General features: G+C 58.9%; 16 protein-coding genes. 14 read left to right on the top strand and 2 right to left on the bottom strand.

The genetic code is table 11. The features are described 5' to 3' along the window. Positions 1-168 precede the first annotated feature (168 nt). Entirely contained in the window at positions 169-1,305 is a 1,137-nt protein-coding gene (locus tag DK871_RS09590; RefSeq protein ID WP_161904846.1) for an acyl-CoA dehydrogenase family protein, read from the top strand. A gap of 113 nt (positions 1,306-1,418) precedes the next feature. On the opposite strand, the gene DK871_RS09585 is transcribed toward DK871_RS09590, so the two are convergent. Beyond that, positions 1,419-2,459: an NADP(H)-dependent aldo-keto reductase gene (locus DK871_RS09585; RefSeq protein ID WP_032893580.1), complete on the bottom strand. Its 1,041-nt coding sequence runs from the start codon at positions 2,457-2,459 to the stop codon at positions 1,419-1,421. A 249-nt stretch (positions 2,460-2,708) separates the two neighbouring features. Between DK871_RS09585 and rplM the strand changes: the two genes are divergently transcribed. From rplM to DK871_RS09545, 8 genes are all read left to right on the top strand, one after another. After that, a complete protein-coding gene (rplM, locus tag DK871_RS09580) occupies positions 2,709-3,137 on the top strand; it encodes a 50S ribosomal protein L13 (protein ID WP_003188508.1) in 429 nt (142 codons plus the stop codon). Between the two features lie 14 nt (positions 3,138-3,151). After that, on the top strand, positions 3,152-3,544 hold the full coding sequence (rpsI, locus tag DK871_RS09575) for a 30S ribosomal protein S9 (protein WP_002555064.1): 393 nt from the start codon (positions 3,152-3,154) through the stop codon (positions 3,542-3,544). Positions 3,545-3,810: 266 nt separating this feature from the next. After that, positions 3,811-4,404: a ubiquinol-cytochrome c reductase iron-sulfur subunit gene (gene petA, locus DK871_RS09570; protein ID WP_161904845.1), complete on the top strand. Its 594-nt coding sequence runs from the start codon at positions 3,811-3,813 to the stop codon at positions 4,402-4,404. Next, the gene (locus tag DK871_RS09565) at positions 4,404-5,615 is read left to right on the top strand and encodes a cytochrome bc complex cytochrome b subunit (RefSeq protein WP_003188526.1); all 1,212 of its coding nucleotides are present in this window, start codon (positions 4,404-4,406) and stop codon (positions 5,613-5,615) included. The genes petA and DK871_RS09565 overlap by 1 nt, the downstream gene beginning before the upstream one ends. Then, positions 5,615-6,394 carry a cytochrome c1 gene (locus DK871_RS09560; protein WP_003188528.1) on the top strand — a complete coding sequence of 260 codons (780 nt, stop codon included), beginning with the start codon at positions 5,615-5,617 and terminating at the stop codon, positions 6,392-6,394. The genes DK871_RS09565 and DK871_RS09560 overlap by 1 nt, the downstream gene beginning before the upstream one ends. A gap of 148 nt (positions 6,395-6,542) precedes the next feature. Continuing rightward, positions 6,543-7,160 carry a glutathione S-transferase N-terminal domain-containing protein gene (locus DK871_RS09555; protein ID WP_003188529.1) on the top strand — a complete coding sequence of 206 codons (618 nt, stop codon included), beginning with the start codon at positions 6,543-6,545 and terminating at the stop codon, positions 7,158-7,160. Positions 7,161-7,177: 17 nt separating this feature from the next. Then, positions 7,178-7,597 (top strand): ClpXP protease specificity-enhancing factor, encoded by a 420-nt coding sequence (locus DK871_RS09550; RefSeq protein ID WP_161904844.1) that lies wholly within the window; start codon positions 7,178-7,180, stop codon positions 7,595-7,597. A gap of 159 nt (positions 7,598-7,756) precedes the next feature. Next, positions 7,757-8,506: a FadR/GntR family transcriptional regulator gene (locus tag DK871_RS09545; RefSeq protein WP_161904843.1), complete on the top strand. Its 750-nt coding sequence runs from the start codon at positions 7,757-7,759 to the stop codon at positions 8,504-8,506. A gap of 261 nt (positions 8,507-8,767) precedes the next feature. Here the strand turns inward: DK871_RS09545 and DK871_RS09540 are convergent, their stop codons facing one another. Then, on the bottom strand, positions 8,768-9,925 hold the full coding sequence (locus DK871_RS09540; protein WP_161904842.1) for a phospholipase: 1,158 nt from the start codon (positions 9,923-9,925) through the stop codon (positions 8,768-8,770). 233 nt (positions 9,926-10,158) lie between these two features. Here DK871_RS09540 and kdgD point away from each other — a divergent pair, with 233 nt between their 5' ends. The 5 genes from kdgD (at position 10,159) to DK871_RS09515 (ending at position 16,824) form a co-directional block, all read left to right on the top strand. Further along, complete coding sequence (kdgD, locus tag DK871_RS09535; RefSeq protein ID WP_161904841.1) at positions 10,159-11,070, top strand: 5-dehydro-4-deoxyglucarate dehydratase; 912 nt, start codon at positions 10,159-10,161, stop codon at positions 11,068-11,070. 54 nt (positions 11,071-11,124) lie between these two features. Further along, positions 11,125-12,570 (top strand): aldehyde dehydrogenase family protein, encoded by a 1,446-nt coding sequence (locus tag DK871_RS09530; RefSeq protein ID WP_161904840.1) that lies wholly within the window; start codon positions 11,125-11,127, stop codon positions 12,568-12,570. Positions 12,571-12,753: 183 nt separating this feature from the next. After that, complete coding sequence (locus DK871_RS09525; RefSeq protein WP_003188541.1) at positions 12,754-14,118, top strand: MFS transporter; 1,365 nt, start codon at positions 12,754-12,756, stop codon at positions 14,116-14,118. 10 nt (positions 14,119-14,128) lie between these two features. After that, positions 14,129-15,682 (top strand): galactarate dehydratase, encoded by a 1,554-nt coding sequence (garD, locus tag DK871_RS09520; protein WP_161904839.1) that lies wholly within the window; start codon positions 14,129-14,131, stop codon positions 15,680-15,682. 200 nt (positions 15,683-15,882) lie between these two features. Further along, the gene (locus DK871_RS09515; protein WP_161904838.1) at positions 15,883-16,824 is read left to right on the top strand and encodes an AEC family transporter; all 942 of its coding nucleotides are present in this window, start codon (positions 15,883-15,885) and stop codon (positions 16,822-16,824) included. The last annotated feature ends 302 nt before the right edge of the window (positions 16,825-17,126 follow it).

Genomic DNA, 17,126 nt, shown 5'->3' with positions numbered 1-17,126 from the left:
GGCGTGGAGATTTGGTTAGACATAATTTCATTTATTCTTATAGGGGAAAGTGGTCACCAGACGGCTGGATCGTCTTATTTTTTGTCGCATGTGTCCAGTGTCCCGTGACGCCTTCGGGGCATAGGCTCTGTGGGCTCGTCTTTGTCCGACAATCCACACAGGTGACCCATGATCCCCAGAACCTTGTTCAGCTCGGAGCACGAACTCTTCCGTGAGAGCGTGCGCACCTTCCTCGAAAAGCACGCCGTGCCCTTCCATGGGCAATGGGAAAAGCAGGGCTATATCGACCGTAACCTGTGGAACCAGGCGGGGGAGGCGGGCATGTTGTGTTCCCACCTGCCAGAGGAATATGGCGGCCTGGGCGCGGATTTTCTCTACAGCGCGGTGGTGATCGAAGAGGTCAGCCGCCTGGGTTTGACCGGCATCGGCTTTTCCCTGCATTCGGATATCGTCGCGCCGTACATCCTGCATTACGGCAGTGAAGCGCTGAAGCACAAGTACCTGCCCAAATTGATCTCTGGGGAAATGGTCACGGCCATTGCCATGACTGAGCCGGGTGCTGGTTCCGACCTGCAGGGCGTCAAGACCACAGCGGTTTTGGACGGCGATGAGTATGTGATCAACGGCTCCAAGACCTTTATCACCAACGGCTACCTGGCCGATCTGGTGATCGTCGTTGCCAAGACCGACCCCAAGGCCGGCGCCAAGGGCACCAGCCTGTTCCTGGTGGAAGCCGATACGCCGGGTTTTGACAAGGGCAAGCGCCTGGAGAAAGTCGGTATGAAGGCCCAGGACACGTCGGAGCTGTTCTTCCAGGACGTGCGCGTGCCCAAGGAAAACCTGCTGGGCCAGGCGGGCATGGGCTTTGCCTACCTGATGCAGGAACTGCCGCAAGAACGCCTGACTGTTGCAATTGGCGCACTGTCTTCAGCCGAAGCGGCGTTGCAGTGGACCCTTGAGTACACCCGTGAGCGCAAGGCGTTCGGCAAGGCGATTGCCGATTTCCAGAACACTCGGTTCAAGCTGGCGGAGATGGCCACCGAGATTCAGATTGGCCGTGTTTTTGTGGACAAGTGCATGGCTATGCACCTGGAAGGCAAGCTGGACGTGCCTACCGCAGCGATGGCCAAGTACTGGGCCACGGACCTGCAATGCAAGGTGCTTGATGAGTGCGTGCAGCTGCATGGCGGCTACGGCTTCATGTGGGAATACCCGATTGCCCGGGCCTGGGCGGATGCGCGGGTGCAACGGATTTATGCGGGGACCAATGAGATCATGAAGGAGATCATTGCGCGGGCGCTTTGATTGTTTGGTGCTCTTGATGGCCTCATCGCAGGCAAGCCAGCTCCCACATTCCGATTTGTGAATACATTCAAGTGTGGGAGCTGGCTTGCCTGCGATAGCGGTCTAAGGATCAATCAAGGTGCTGGGTTCGGATGATCCTTCTGAATCGCCTCAATCCCTTCCAACACCTCTTTCGACAATTTCAGATCGGCACTGGCGATGTTGCTGTCCAATTGTTCCAGCGATGTGGCCCCAATAATATTGCTGGTCACAAACGGCTGCTGCGTCACAAACGCCAGCGCCATCTGCGCCGGGTCCAGGCCATGTTCCCGCGCAAGAGCCACATACCGGCTGCACGCCGCTTCCGACTGCGGGTTGAAGTAACGGCTGAAGCGGCTGTATTCAGTCAGGCGTGCCTTGGCCGGGCGAGCGCCATTCTCGTACTTGCCACTGAGCATGCCGAACGCCAAAGGCGAATAGGCCAGCAAGCCACACTGTTCACGAATGGCAACCTCCGCCAGGCCTACTTCAAAGCTGCGGTTGAGCAGGTTGTAGGGGTTCTGGATCGACACTGCACGCGGCCAGCCGCGGGCTTCGGCCAGGGCGAGGAATTTCATGGTGCCCCACGGCGTTTCGTTGGACAGGCCAATGTGGCGGATCTTGCCGGCCTTCACCTGTTCATCCAGGGCTTCGAGCGTTTCCTCCAGTGGGGTGAGGTCGTCTTCGTCCTTGTGCTTGTAGCTCAACTGGCCGAAGAAGTTGGTGCTGCGCTCCGGCCAGTGCAGTTGGTAGAGGTCGATCCAGTCGGTCTGCAGGCGCTTGAGGCTGGCGTCGAGGGCTGCGCCGATGTGCTTGCGGTTGTGGCGCAGGTGGCCATCGCGGATGTAGTCGATGGTGTTGCCGGGGCCGGCGATCTTGCTGGCAAGCACCCAGTCGGCGCGGTCGCCACGGCTTTTGAAGTAGTTGCCGATGTAGCGTTCGGTGGTGGCGTAGGTGTCGGCCTTGGGCGGCACCGGGTACATTTCTGCGGTGTCGAGGAAGTTGATCCCCGCGGCCTTGGCCCGTTCGATCTGCGCGAAGGCCTCTGCCTCGCTGTTCTGCTCGCCCCAGGTCATGGTGCCCAACGCGATGGCGCTGACATTCAGATCGGTGCGGCCCAGCTGTCGGTAATCCATCGGGTACTCCTTCGGGGAAAACAATCATAAAAGCAGGTTGAATTTTTTTTCGCAATCTGCATAATTGCCCACCTCTTTCTGCAGTGGAAGTGATGCGCCGCCTGCCGAAGAATCTTGCCGTTGAACGGACGCGCCGACCCGAGCCCCCGATAGCGTCTGTATCCGGCTGCCTTTGACCTTGTCAAAGTACGCACTATTCAGTAAGATCCGCCGTCTAAATTTACAGGCGGCCCCTGAGGCTATTAAAGAATGACAACTTTTACTGCAAAACCGGAAACAGTTCAGCGCGACTGGTTTGTCGTCGACGCCGCTGGTCAGACCCTGGGTCGTCTGGCCACTGAAGTCGCCAGCCGTCTGCGTGGCAAGCACAAGCCTGAATACACCCCGCACGTTGATACCGGCGACTACATCGTCATCATCAACGCTGAGCAGGTTCGTGTAACCGGCAACAAAGCAAGCGACAAAATGTACTACCGTCACTCCGGTTTCCCAGGCGGTATCAAGTCTTCCAACTTCGAAGGCCTGATTGCCAAGAAGCCTGAAGCCCCGATCGAAATCGCGGTCAAAGGCATGCTGCCTAAGGGCCCACTGGGTCGCGATATGTTTCGCAAGCTGAAAGTCTATGCGGGCGCTGTACACCCTCATGCTGCTCAGCAGCCCCAAGAACTGAAGTTTTAACGGAATAGTTCATTATGTCGGCGACTCAAAATTACGGCACTGGCCGTCGCAAAACCGCAACCGCACGCGTTTTCCTGCGTCCGGGCACTGGTAACATCTCGATCAACAACCGCTCCCTGGACAACTTCTTCGGCCGCGAAACTGCCCGCATGGTAGTTCGTCAGCCGCTGGAATTGACCGAGACCGTTGAAAAGTTCGACATCTACGTCACCGTTATCGGTGGCGGTGTAAGTGGTCAAGCTGGCGCAATCCGCCACGGTATCACTCGCGCTCTGATGCAGTACGACGAAACCCTGCGTGGCGCTCTGCGCAAAGCTGGCTTCGTGACTCGCGATGCTCGTGAAGTTGAACGTAAGAAAGTCGGTCTGCGTAAAGCGCGTAAGCGTCCGCAGTACTCGAAGCGTTAATTCGCTTTACGTTCCACAAAAACGCCCAGCCTCCTCACGGAGCTGGGCGTTTTTTATTGCCTGCGATTTATGCACATTTTTCGCCGTGACAACTTGCCACATCCGTAGACCCCCTATACTACAAGGCCTGGAGGCGGAGCCCTGGGCAATTCCCTTGTCATACGTGGGGCTTTTCATTACCATCCGTCAAAATTTTTATAAGTAAAGATTCAACACTTAGTAGACGCCTGATTTAACAGGCCAAAAAGCTGATGGGAGAGGACTGAATGAGCAATGACGGCGTGAATGCAGGCCGGCGTCGCTTCTTGGTAGCAGCCACATCCGTGGTGGGTGCTGCAGGAGCGGTGGGGGCTGCGGTCCCGTTCGTGGGGTCATGGTTTCCCAGTGCCAAGGCGAAAGCCGCAGGTGCACCGGTGAAGGTGAATGTCAGCAAGATCGAGCCAGGCCAGCAGATGATTGCTGAGTGGCGCGGCCAGCCGGTTTTCATTGTTCGTCGTACCGAGGAAATCCTGGGGAATCTGAAGAAGATCGAAGGCCAGCTGTCTGACCCGAAATCCGAAAAGTCCGACCAGCCCGCCTACGCCAAGAACGAAGCGCGTTCGATCAAGCCAGAGATTCTGCTGCTGGTTGGTCTGTGTACCCACCTGGGTTGCTCACCTACCTTCCGCCCGGAAGTGGCGCCTGTCGACTTGGGCAAAGACTGGGTCGGCGGTTATTTCTGCCCGTGCCACGGTTCCCACTATGACCTCGCTGGCCGCGTCTACAAATCCCAGCCCGCGCCCCTGAACCTGCCGGTTCCTCCTCACAATTACGAATCTGACGACATCATTGTCATTGGCCTCGACAAGGAGAACGCGTGATGAGCAAGTTCATGGATTGGGTGGATGCGCGCTTCCCCGCCACCAAAATGTGGGAAGACCATCTCAGCAAATATTACGCGCCGAAAAACTTCAACTTCTTCTACTTCTTCGGCTCCCTTGCCCTGTTGGTGCTGGTCAACCAGATCGTCACTGGCGTGTGGTTGACAATGAGCTACACGCCGTCGGCGGAAGAAGCGTTTGCTTCTGTCGAATACATCATGCGTGACGTCGAGTACGGCTCGATCCTGCGCCTGCTGCACTCCACCGGCGCATCCGCGTTCTTTATCGTCGTGTACCTGCACATGTTCCGCGGCCTGCTCTACGGCTCGTACCAGAAGCCCCGCGAGCTGGTGTGGGTCTTCGGCATGTTGATCTACCTGGCGCTGATGGCCGAAGCCTTCATGGGCTACCTGTTGCCTTGGGGCCAGATGTCGTACTGGGGCGCCCAGGTGATCATCTCGTTGTTCGGCGCAATCCCGGTGATCGGCAACGACCTCACCCAGTGGATTCGTGGTGACTACCTAATCTCCGGCATCACCCTGAACCGCTTCTTCGCCTTGCACGTGGTGGCCTTGCCGATTGTTATCCTGGGCCTGGTGGTACTGCACATCCTGGCGCTGCACGAAGTGGGTTCCAACAACCCGGATGGTGTGGACATCAAGAAGCACAAGGACGAGAACGGCATCCCGCTGGATGGTATTCCGTTCCACCCGTACTACACCGTGAAAGACATTGTCGGCGTAGTGGTGTTCCTGTTTGTGTTCTGCTCGATCGTGTTCTTTTTCCCGGAGATGGGTGGTTATTTCCTGGAGAAGCCTAACTTCGAACAGGCCAACGCCTTCAAGACACCTGAGCACATTGCCCCGGTCTGGTACTTCACGCCGTTCTACGCGATCTTGCGCGCGATCCCCGACAAACTCATGGGCGTGATCGCCATGGGCGCGGCCATCGCCGTGCTGTTCGTGCTGCCGTGGCTCGACCGTAGCCCGGTCAAGTCGATGCGCTACAAAGGCTGGCTGAGCAAGATCTGGCTGTGGGTGTTCTGCATTTCGTTCGTGATCCTGGGTGTGTTGGGTGTATTGGCGCCCACCCCTGAGCGCACGTTGCTGTCGCAGGTCTGCACCTTCCTGTACTTCGCCTACTTTATTCTGATGCCGTTCTATACCCGGCTCGAGAAGACCAAACCGGTTCCGGAAAGGGTGACTGGCTGATGAAAAAATTACTCGTTGCATTCGTGCTTGCGGCGCTGCCGCTACTGTCCTTCGCTGCCGAGCATGGTGCGGAGCTGGAAAAAGTCGATATCGATGTGTCTGACAAAGCCGCCATGCAGGATGGGCTGCGTACATTCACCAACTACTGCATGGGGTGCCACAGCGCCAAGTTCCAACGCTACGAGCGCGTTGCCGATGACCTGGGCATTCCCCATGAGGTGATGCTCAGCCATGCCGTGTTCACGGGCGCCAAGATCGGCGACCACATGAACATCGGCATGCAGCCGGCCGACGCCAAGACCTGGTTCGGCGCTGCACCGCCCGACCTCACCCTGGTGGCTCGGGTACGCGGTACCGACTGGCTCTACGGTTACCTCAAGTCCTTCTACGAAGACCCTGCGCGCCCCTATGGCGTGAACAACAAAGTCTTCCCGAACGTCGGCATGCCGAACGTTCTGGTCGGCCTGCAGGGGCGCCAAGTGGTAGGATGCAAGCAGGTTCAGGTCGTTGAAGACGGCAAGAAGCAATATGATCCGTTGACCGGCACGCCGCTGACCCATGAAGCGTGCGATCAACTGACCATCGTGCCCAAGACCGGTACGCTGAACGAAGAGCAGTTCGACGAGAAGGTCAAGAACCTGGTGACCTTCCTGGCCTACTCGGCCAACCCGGTCAAACTGCAGCATCAGCGCATCGGTACCTACGTCTTGCTGTACCTGGCTTTCTTCTTCGTATTCGCTTATTTGCTCAAGCGCGAATACTGGAAGGATGTGCATTGATCCAACCGTAAGCAATTGCTGTTAATCTTGCGCGCCCAGCGGCATCTCTGAACACGTAGCGCCGGTTTGAACCGGTCGTTACAGGGATGCTTTCTGGGCGCGCTCGTTTTTGAGCTTTCGATAATTTCAACAAGCGAGGAGGACCGCCATGGGCGTGACCAACCGGTTGGCCTGTTACTCCGACCCCGCCGACCACTATTCCCACCGAGTACGCATCGTGCTCGCAGAGAAGGGTGTCAGCGCCGAGATCATCAGTGTGGAGGCGGGCCGTCAGCCGCCGAAGCTGATCGAAGTGAACCCTTACGGCAGCTTGCCCACCCTGGTCGATCGTGACCTGGCGTTGTGGGAGTCGACCGTGGTGATGGAATACCTGGATGAGCGTTACCCTCATCCGCCTTTGCTGCCGGTGTACCCGGTGGCGCGTGCCAACAGCCGCTTGCTGATCCATCGGATCCAGCGTGACTGGTGCGGGCTGGTGGATGTGATCCTGGATTCGCGTTCCAAAGAAGCCGCTCGTGTGCAGGCGCGCAAGGAATTGCGCGAGAGCCTGACCGGCGTTTCGCCGTTGTTCGCCGACAAACCTTTTTTCCTCAGTGAGGAACAAAGCTTGGTGGATTGCTGCCTATTACCCATACTCTGGCGCTTGCCGATTCTGGGCATTGAACTGCCACGGCCGGCCAAGCCGTTGCTTGATTACATGGAGCGCCAGTTTGCGCGTGAGGCTTTCCAGGCGAGTCTGTCTGGCGCCGAACGCGATATGCGCTAAGGCTTAAGGAGCCGCTGATGAACTCCAGTCGACCTTACCTGGTCCGCGCGCTCTATGAGTGGATTGTGGACAACGATTGCACCCCGCACATGCTGGTCAATTCCGAATTTCCTGCGGTTCAGGTGCCCCAGGGTTTTGCCAGTGACGGACAAATTGTGCTGAACGTATCGCCCAGTGCCGTGCGCCACCTGCACATGGACAACGAAGCGGTGAGCTTCGAAGGGCGTTTCGGCGGTGTGCCCCATACGCTGTTCGTGCCTATCGGTGCCATCCTCGGGATCTATGCCCGGGAAAATGGCCAGGGCATGGTGTTCGATCTGGAGTCGCCTTTAGAGGATGACGAAACGATCGAGAGCGAAGACGGTGATGATGTACCGCCACCGGATACCGAGCCGCCGCGCCCTAGCGGTCGGCCAAGCCTGAAAGTGGTGAAGTAGGCGGATTACGCTTACAGACCCATCTGAAAAATGCCTCGACATCTGTCGGGGCATTTTTTTTGCGTGAAGGATATGGATGAAAGTCGCGCCAGAACGGTGATCGTACAACCACCATGGGCTATGATGCGGTCTTTAGTTCGTCGAGAAAGATGGTTCATCATGGAAAACGCCAGCGCCACCCCACGTCTTCCCCGCAAGCGCCGCAGCCTTGCCCAGGAATTGGTCACGGTGTTGTCCGAGCAGATCCGCGATGGCCAGCTCAAACGCGGCGACAAGTTGCCCACCGAGTCGGCGATCATGGACGCCCATGGCGTCAGCCGTACGGTGGTGCGCGAAGCCATCTCGCGGTTGCAGGCGGCAGGGCAGGTGGAGACTCGCCACGGTATCGGCACCTTCGTGCTGGACACGCCAAGCCCCAGCGGTTTCCGCATAGACCCGGCCACCGTGGTGACCTTGCGTGATGTGTTGGCGATTCTGGAGCTGCGTATCAGCCTGGAAGTAGAGTCTGCGGGCCTTGCTGCCTTGCGTCGCAGCGATGAGCAATTGGCGGCCATGCGTGCGGCCCTCGATGCCTTGAATGAAAGTGCGGCCCACGCCGGCGATGCGGTGGCGTCGGACTTTGCCTTCCACCTGGAAATTGCCCTGTCTACCGGTAACCGCTACTTCACCGACATCATGACCCACCTGGGCACCAGCATCATTCCGCGTACCCGCCTGAATTCGGCCCGTTTGGCCCATGATGATCAACAGCATTACATGAGCCGCTTGAGCCGCGAACACGAAGAAATCTATGAGGCGATTGCCCGCCAGGATTCGGATGCGGCGCGTGCGGCCATGCGTCTGCATTTGACCAACAGCCGTGAGCGGCTGCGCCATGCCCATGAAGAGGCAGAGGCACAGCGCGGCTGAGGTTTGCCCGTGTGGGAGCTGTCACTGAGCCACTGCATTCACAGGCAAGCCCTAATGCCAGTCAGTTAAGTGGTCATCGCCTTCTGTAGGAGCGAGCTTGCTCGCGAAAAACGTCAACGATAACGCGTGTTTGCTGAATGAACGCGGCGCCTGTAAGTTTTTCGCGAGCAAGCTCGCTCCTACAAAAAAGCCTTAACTGACTGGCATTAAGGCAAGCCAGCTCCCACAGTTGATCTCCATTATCTGGAGTACCGCGTCTATTTAGTTGGCGGGTTGGTTTGGCTTGTAGTCCTTAAGCAGCAAGTACGTGCTCCACCCCCACCAATCATTGGTCCAGTGCTTGTCGTTCAAATCATTGACGTCCTTGCGCCGCAGCACCTTGTCCCCCTCCATCTTGAATAGCGGCGAGAAGTTATTCGCCGGGTTTTGCGCGGCGTTCAGGTCGGGCACATACAGCGGTGCCTTGAACTCGGCCGGGGAGGGTGCGATACCGCTGATGAAGGTTTCGAAGATCTCATCCGCCGAGGCCTGTACGGCCCTTTTGACCTGCACGCGATTGTCGGCGTCGATGCTGTCGAAGTAGCGCTTGTCGCCGTAGGCATGCCACTGAGCGCCCATGGCATTGCGCACCTTGAGCCCGAATTTGCTGTCTTCATCGTGCATGAAGCGGCTGATCAGCGAGCCGAGTTCTCCTGGCGTCACCACTGCCGCCAGTTGTTTACGCGGTACCCGCAGGTGGCCGGCGGAAAACAGGTCGGTCAAAAAGTGATCGGCAAAGCTGTTCATGGCGTAGGCCAATTCCAGGGCCTGGTCGGTGCCGGTCTGATGGGCCACCACTGCCTGTTGCAGTGCTGCCGTATGGCCGGCCAAGTAGGCCGACAAGGCCCACTCACCGAAGTGGTCGGCGTTGTCCGCTGCCAGTTTCAGGTAGCGGCCCAGTGGCACGAGGGCCGAAACAGCGCTGCCGCCGCCGGTGATGCGGTTCCACTCCTCGGACAACGTATCACCAAGAGCGTCGTAGGCTTCGTGAGGCTGTTTGCCGTCCTTGATCGCCTGGTTGACGGCGTTGATCTCCTTTTGCATCACCGCCAGGATCTTCTGCGCTTCTTGCCGTGAAGCGGGCAACACGGCGAGCGAGTTGAAAGCGGCGGTGAAGCGTTGCACGCGCTCGGCCGGGGAGTTGCCATCGCTGATCGGTTGGCCGGGGATGCCATAGAAGTCGCCGCCCAGGGCGATTACTTGACCATAGGTCAGCGCGAGCCCGTTGGGTAGGTGCAGTTCGACTTGGCGCGCAGGAATGGCCGAGGCGTCCTTGCTGAAGCGAAGCAGAGTGTCATCGCCGATGGCGGTGTGTTCACCGCCTTCGAAGCGCAGGGTAGGCGGGTTTTTTTCGGGTGCTGCGAGTTCAAGACCTGACATGTTAGCTCCTTGCTATGTCGTAGGAATCTTCCGTGTTAACTGTATGTACATACAGTTATCTGAATCATAGGTGAGAAATTTCCTACGTCAAGAGCCGCGTCTTAAGCCTGCGCAGGATTACGCCGTATGAATTGCAGTTGACGAATTTATTTATAGTTGTACGATGACGTACGACATCATCAAAACCAACAACAACCTTTCGTAAGAAAGTCTTCGCCCAGGGTGTTCGAATAATGAATCCACAAGAACTGAAGTCCATCCTCTCCCACGGTCTGCTGTCCTTCCCGGTGACCGATTTCAACGCCCAGGGTGATTTCCACCAGGCGGGTTACATCAAGCGCCTGGAATGGCTGGCCCCTTATGGCGCCAGCGCCTTGTTCGCCGCGGGCGGCACAGGTGAGTTTTTCTCCCTGGCGGCCAGCGAATACTCCCAGGTGGTGAAAACCGCCGTGGATACCTGCGCGTCCAGCGTGCCGATCCTGGCCGGTGTAGGCGGTGCCACCCGCCAGGCCATCGAGTACGCTCAAGAGGCCGAACGCCTCGGCGCCAAAGGGTTGCTGCTGCTGCCGCACTACCTCACCGAAGCCAGCCAGGACGGGGTTGCCGCCCACGTTGAAGCCGTGTGCAAGTCGGTCAAGATCGGCGTGGTGGTGTACAACCGCAATGTCTGCCGCCTGACCGCACCGCTGCTGGAGCAACTGGCCGAGCGCTGCCCGAACCTGATCGGCTACAAGGATGGCCTGGGTGATATCGAGTTGATGGTGTCGATCCGCCGTCGCCTGGGCGACCGTTTCAGCTACCTCGGTGGCTTGCCGACTGCTGAGGTTTACGCCGCGGCCTACAAGGCCCTGGGCGTGCCGGTGTACTCCTCGGCGGTGTTCAACTTCATCCCCAAGACGGCGATGGATTTCTACCACGCCATTGCCCGCGAAGATCACGCCACCGTCGGCAAGATCATCGACGACTTCTTCCTGCCGTACCTGGATATCCGTAACCGCAGGGCCGGTTACGCGGTGAGCATCGTCAAGGCCGGTGCGAAAATCGTCGGTTATGACGCCGGCCCCGTGCGCACGCCACTGACCGACCTGCTGCCGGAAGAGTACGAAGCCCTCGCCGCGCTGATCGACAAGCAAGGCGCGCAATAAATTATCCACAAGGCCGCTGAGCAATCAGCGGCCTTTTGCGTCAGGAGAAGATTCGTGTCCCAAGCAAAGCGTTTTGAGAACTACATCAATGGTGAATGGGTAACCGGCGCCGACTACTGCACCAACATCAACCCGTCGGATCTGTCCGACGCCATTGGCGAATATGCCAAAGCGGACGTGGCCCAAGTCAACGCGGCCATTGATGCTGCTCGCGCCGCGTTCCCGGCGTGGTCCACCTCCGGTATCCAGGCGCGTCACGATGCGCTGGATAAAGTCGGCAGCGAAATCCTCGCCCGTCGCGAAGAACTCGGCACCCTGCTGGCCCGAGAAGAGGGTAAGACCCTGCCTGAAGCCATTGGCGAAGTGACCCGTGCCGGCAATATCTTCAAATTCTTCGCCGGTGAATGCCTGCGCCTGTCGGGCGATTACGTGCCGTCGGTGCGTCCGGGCGTCAACGTTGAAGTGACCCGCGAAGCCCTCGGTGTGGTGGGCCTGATCACCCCGTGGAACTTCCCGATTGCCATCCCCGCGTGGAAAATCGCCCCGGCCCTGGCCTACGGCAACTGCGTGGTGATCAAGCCTGCCGAACTGGTGCCGGGCTGTGCCTGGGCCTTGGCCGAAATCATTTCCCGTGCCGGTTTCCCGTCCGGTGTGTTCAACCTGGTGATGGGCAGTGGCCGTGTGGTCGGCGACGTGCTGGTCAACAGTCCGAAAGTCGATGGCATCAGTTTCACCGGGTCTGTGGGCGTTGGGCGTCAGATCGCCGTCAGCTGTGTCTCGCGCCAGGCCAAGGTGCAGTTGGAAATGGGCGGCAAGAACCCGCAGATCATTCTCGACGATGCCGACCTCAAACAGGCTGTCGAGCTGTCGGTCCAGAGTGCGTTTTACTCCACCGGCCAGCGTTGCACCGCCTCGAGCCGTTTGATCGTTACTGCCGGAATTCACGACCAGTTTGTCGCCGCCATGGCCGAGCGCATGAAGTCGATCAAGGTCGGTCACGCGTTGAATAGCGGCACCGACATTGGCCCGGTGGTGTCCCAGGCCCAGCTGGATCAGGACCTGAAGTACATCGACATCGGCCAGAGCGAAGGTGCCCGGCTGGTGAGTGGTGGCGGCCTGGTGACCTGTGACACCGAAGGCTATTACCTGGCGCCCACACTGTTTGCCGACAGTGAAGCGGCGATGCGCATCAGCCGTGAAGAGATCTTCGGCCCGGTGGCCAACGTGGTACGCGTGGCCGACTACGAGGCGGCGCTGGCCATGGCCAATGACACCGAGTTCGGCTTGTCGGCCGGCATCGCCACCACCTCGCTCAAATATGCCAACCACTTCAAGCGCCACTCCCAAGCCGGGATGGTGATGGTCAACCTGCCGACGGCGGGGGTGGATTACCACGTTCCATTTGGTGGCCGTAAGGGCTCATCCTACGGTTCGCGTGAGCAAGGTCGCTATGCGCAAGAGTTCTACACCGTGGTGAAAACCAGCTACATCGGTTCGTAACACGCAGCACCCTCCCTGTAGGAGCGAGCTTGCTCGCGAAAAACTCAAATGCACCGCGTGCATCCTGAATGCCCGCGTAATCGTTGACGTCTTTCGCGAGCAAGCTCGCTCCTACAGGGGGGCGCAACCAAGCAATACAAAATCATTACCCGCAAAAAAAATAATTAGTGGGAGTACTTTTACATGCAAGCGACCAAGCCGACCCACGTCCGCTATTTGATCCTGCTCATGCTGTTCCTGGTGACCACGATCAACTACGCCGACCGGGCCACCATCGCTATCGCCGGCTCCAGCCTGCAAAAAGACCTCGGTATCGACGCGGTCACCCTCGGTTATATCTTCTCTGCATTCGGTTGGGCCTACGTGGCCGGGCAAATCCCCGGTGGCTGGCTGCTTGACCGTTTCGGCTCGAAAAAAGTCTATGCCTTGAGCATCTTCACCTGGTCGCTGTTCACCGTGCTGCAAGGCTATGTCGGTGAGTTTGGCGTTTCTACTGCAGTAGTCGCGCTGTTCATGCTGCGCTTCATGGTGGGCTTGGCCGAGGCGCCGTCGTTTCCGGGCAATGCCCGTATTGTTGCGGCGTGGTTTCCTACGGCTGAACGCGGTACTGCGTCGGCGATCTTCAACTCGGCCCAGTACTTCGCCACGGTGTTGTTCGCGCCGTTGATGGGCTGGATCGTCTATCGCTTCGGCTGGCAGCACGTGTTTATCGTGATGGGCGTGATCGGCATTGTTTTCTCGCTGATCTGGCTGAAAGTTATCCACAGCCCGCGCCAGCATCCGATGATCAACGAGGCCGAGTTCAATCACATCGCCGCCAATGGCGCGATGGTCGACATGGATCAGGACAAGGGCAAGGGCAAGAAAACCGACGGGCCGAAGTGGGATTACATCCGCCAGCTTCTGACCAACCGCATGATGCTCGGTGTCTACCTGGGCCAGTACTGCATCAATGGCATCACCTACTTCTTCCTGACCTGGTTTCCGGTGTACCTGGTGCAGGAGCGTGGCATGACCATCCTCAAGGCCGGCTTCATTGCCTCGTTACCGGCGATCTGCGGCTTTATCGGCGGCGTGCTCGGTGGGGTGATTTCCGACTACCTGCTGCGCAAAGGCCACTCGCTGACCTTCGCACGCAAGGCGCCAATCATCGGTGGCCTGCTGATTTCCAGCAGCATCGTGGCGTGCAATTACGTGGATATCGAATGGATGGTGGTGGGCTTCATGGCCTTGGCCTTCTTCGGCAAGGGCGTTGGCGCACTGGGTTGGGCGGTGGTGTCCGACACGTCGCCGAAACAAATCGCCGGGCTCAGTGGCGGCTTGTTCAACACCTTCGGTAACCTGGCGTCGATCACCACGCCGATTGTGATTGGCTACATCATCAGCACCACCGGCTCGTTCAAATGGGCGCTGGTGTTCGTTGGCGCCAACGCGCTGGTGGCGGTGTTCAGTTACCTGGTGATTGTCGGCCCGATCAAGCGCGTGGTGCTCAAGGAGCCGCCGACCCAGGGCCCTGAGTTGACCAACCTTTCTCAAGCGCATTCCTGAGGTTCGTGTGATGCAGTTGATTGAACATGCCGACTCGCCGCGCTCGATCCGTTTGCACGAGCGCGACAATGTGGTGATCGTAGTGAACGATCAAGGGGTACCCGCCGGTACCGAGTTTCCCGACGGCCTGGTCACCGTGGATTTCATCCCGCAGAGCCACAAGGTGACGCTGGAAGACATTCCCGAGGGCGGCCAGATTATTCGCTACGGCCAGACCATCGGTTATGCCCTGGCACCGATTCCCCGCGGCAGTTGGGTGCAGGAGGACCAGCTGCGCATGCCCACCGCACCGCCGCTGGACAGCTTGCCGCTGTCCACCGAGGTGCCTGAAGCCCAGGCGCCCCTGGAGGGGTTTACCTTCGAGGGCTATCGCAATGCGGACGGCACCGTGGGCACGCGCAATATCCTCGGCATTACCACCACCGTGCAATGCGTGACCGGCGTGCTGGACCATGCGGTCAAGCGCATCAAGGACGAGTTGCTGCCCAACTACCCCCATGTCGATGACGTGGTGGCGCTGACCCACAGCTACGGCTGCGGCGTGGCGATTACGGCAACGGATGCCTACATCCCCATCCGCACCGTGCGCAACCTGGCGCGCAACCCCAACCTGGGCGGCGAAGCCTTGGTGATCAGCCTGGGCTGCGAAAAGCTCCAGGCCGGCCAGGTGATGCACGATAACGACAGTTCTGTAGACCTGAGCGAGCCGTGGCTGTATCGCCTGCAGGATTCCAGCCACGGCTTTACCGAAATGATCGAGCAGATCATGGCCCTGGCCGACGTGCGCTTGAAGAAACTCGACCAGCGCCGCCGCGAAACCGTGCCGGCCTCCGAGTTGATCCTGGGCATGCAGTGCGGCGGCAGCGATGCGTTTTCCGGCATCACCGCCAACCCGGCACTGGGCTATGCCTCGGACCTGTTGCTGCGCGCCGGCGCGACGGTGATGTTTTCCGAAGTGACTGAAGTGCGCGATGCGATTTACCTGCTGACTTCACGCGCGCAAAACGAGGACGTTGCCCGTGAGTTGGTCAGGGAAATGGACTGGTACGACCGTTACCTGGCCAAGGGCGAGGCGGACCGTAGCGCCAATACCACGCCGGGTAACAAGAAGGGCGGGTTGTCGAACATTGTCGAGAAGTCGTTGGGCTCCATCGTCAAATCCGGCAGCAGTGCGATCAACGGCGTACTTGGCCCTGGGGAACGCTTCAAGGAAAAGGGCCTGATCTTTTGCGCCACACCGGCCAGTGATTTTGTCTGCGGCACCTTGCAACTGGCGGCGGGCATGAACCTGCACGTGTTCACCACTGGGCGCGGCACACCGTACGGGCTGGCGATGGCGCCGGTGGTGAAGGTTTCCACCCGCACCGAGCTGGCCCAGCGTTGGCCGGACCTGATCGATATCGACGCCGGGCGTATTGCCACGGGGCGGGCGAGCATCGAGGAGCTGGGTTGGGAGCTGTTCCACTTCTATCTGGATGTGGCCAGCGGCAAGAAGCAGACCTGGGCAGAGCGGCACAAGCTGCATAACGACATCACGCTGTTCAACCCGGCGCCCATTACCTGAGACCAGGCGCTAACCCTGTAGGAGCGAGCTTGCTCGCGAAAAACGTCAACGATAACGCGTGTTAACTGAATGAGCGCGGCGCCTGGGAGTTTTTCGCGAGCAAGCTCGCTCCTACATTTGAAGTGCGTTGCCCACACGAACCCGCTCGTACTGGCTTATCATTAGCCAACTAACGACGCCCACCAAGGTTCTCCCCCGGCATGCTGGCAATCTTCCTCACCACCCTCACCATCACCGCGCCGGTGTTTGCCATGCTGTTCCTGGGCGTGTTTCTAAAGCGCATCAACTGGATCAATGACAATTTTATCCACACTGCATCGTCCCTGGTGTTCAACGTCGCCATGCCGGCGCTGCTGTTCCTGGGCATTCTGCATGCCGACCTGCACTCGGCGCTCAAGCCGGGGCTGCTGATCTACTTTTGCGTCGCCACCCTGGTGAGCTTTGCCATGGCCTGGGGCTGGGCGATCTTTCGTTGCAAGCGCGAAGACCGAGGCATCTACGCCCAAGGCGCGTTTCGTGGCAACAACGGGGTCATCGGCCTGGCGCTGGCGGCCAGTATGTACGGCGACTACGGTATCTCCCTGGGCGCGATCCTCGCCGCGTTGGTGATCCTCTTTTACAACACGCTGTCAACCATTGTGCTGGCGGTGTATAGCCCGGTGATCAAGTCCGACCCGTGGAGCATCTTCAAAAGCGTAATGGCCAACCCGCTGATTATCAGCGTGATCGTCGCCGCGCCGTTCGCGTACTTCCAGATCGGCGTGCCCGGTTGGCTTGAGAAATCCTTGCAGTACCTGTCCGACACCACGCTGCCGTTGGCGTTGATTTGCATCGGCGGCACCTTGTCCATGGCCGCGCTGCGCAAGAGTGGCAACATGGCGTTGAGCGCAAGCCTGATGAAGATGATCTGGCTGCCGGTGATCGCCACCCTGGGCGCGTGGTTGCTGGGGTTCCGAGGGCCGGAGTTGGGGATTCTGTTCCTGTATTTCGGCGCGCCGACTGCAGCCGCGAGCTTTGTGATGGCCAGGGCGGCGGAGGGGAATCATGAGTTGGCGGCAGCGATTATCGTGATCACCACGCTGATGGCGGCGGTGACTACGAATATCGGGATTTTTGTGTTGCAGGCGGGTGGTTGGATCTGAAATAGGCGGGCAGCTTGAGGCCCCCATCGCAGCATAGGTATCTACACAACTTTGGTGTGACGCTGGACCTGTGGCGAGGGAGCTTGCTCCCGTGACGGACTGACAGTCGGCGCTGATCTAACTGACACACCACGATCCAAATGTGGGAGCTGGCTTGCCTGCGAAGACGGCCTGACAGGCAACACAGTTGGACCGGGTACATATCCGTTATTTAGGTAACGGCCGCTTAGGGTTCCGCCCTGACGGCGGCTCACTTTTGAAAAGCGCAAAAGTAAGCAAAACGCTCTTGCCCCACCACTCGG

Source organism: Pseudomonas sp. L13 (assembly GCF_009935965.1).
In the GTDB taxonomy this organism is placed as follows: Bacteria; Pseudomonadota; Gammaproteobacteria; order Pseudomonadales; family Pseudomonadaceae; genus Aquipseudomonas; species Aquipseudomonas lactis.
Note: the sequence above shows the minus strand (reverse complement) of the source record. Positions and strands in the feature narration are given on the sequence as shown.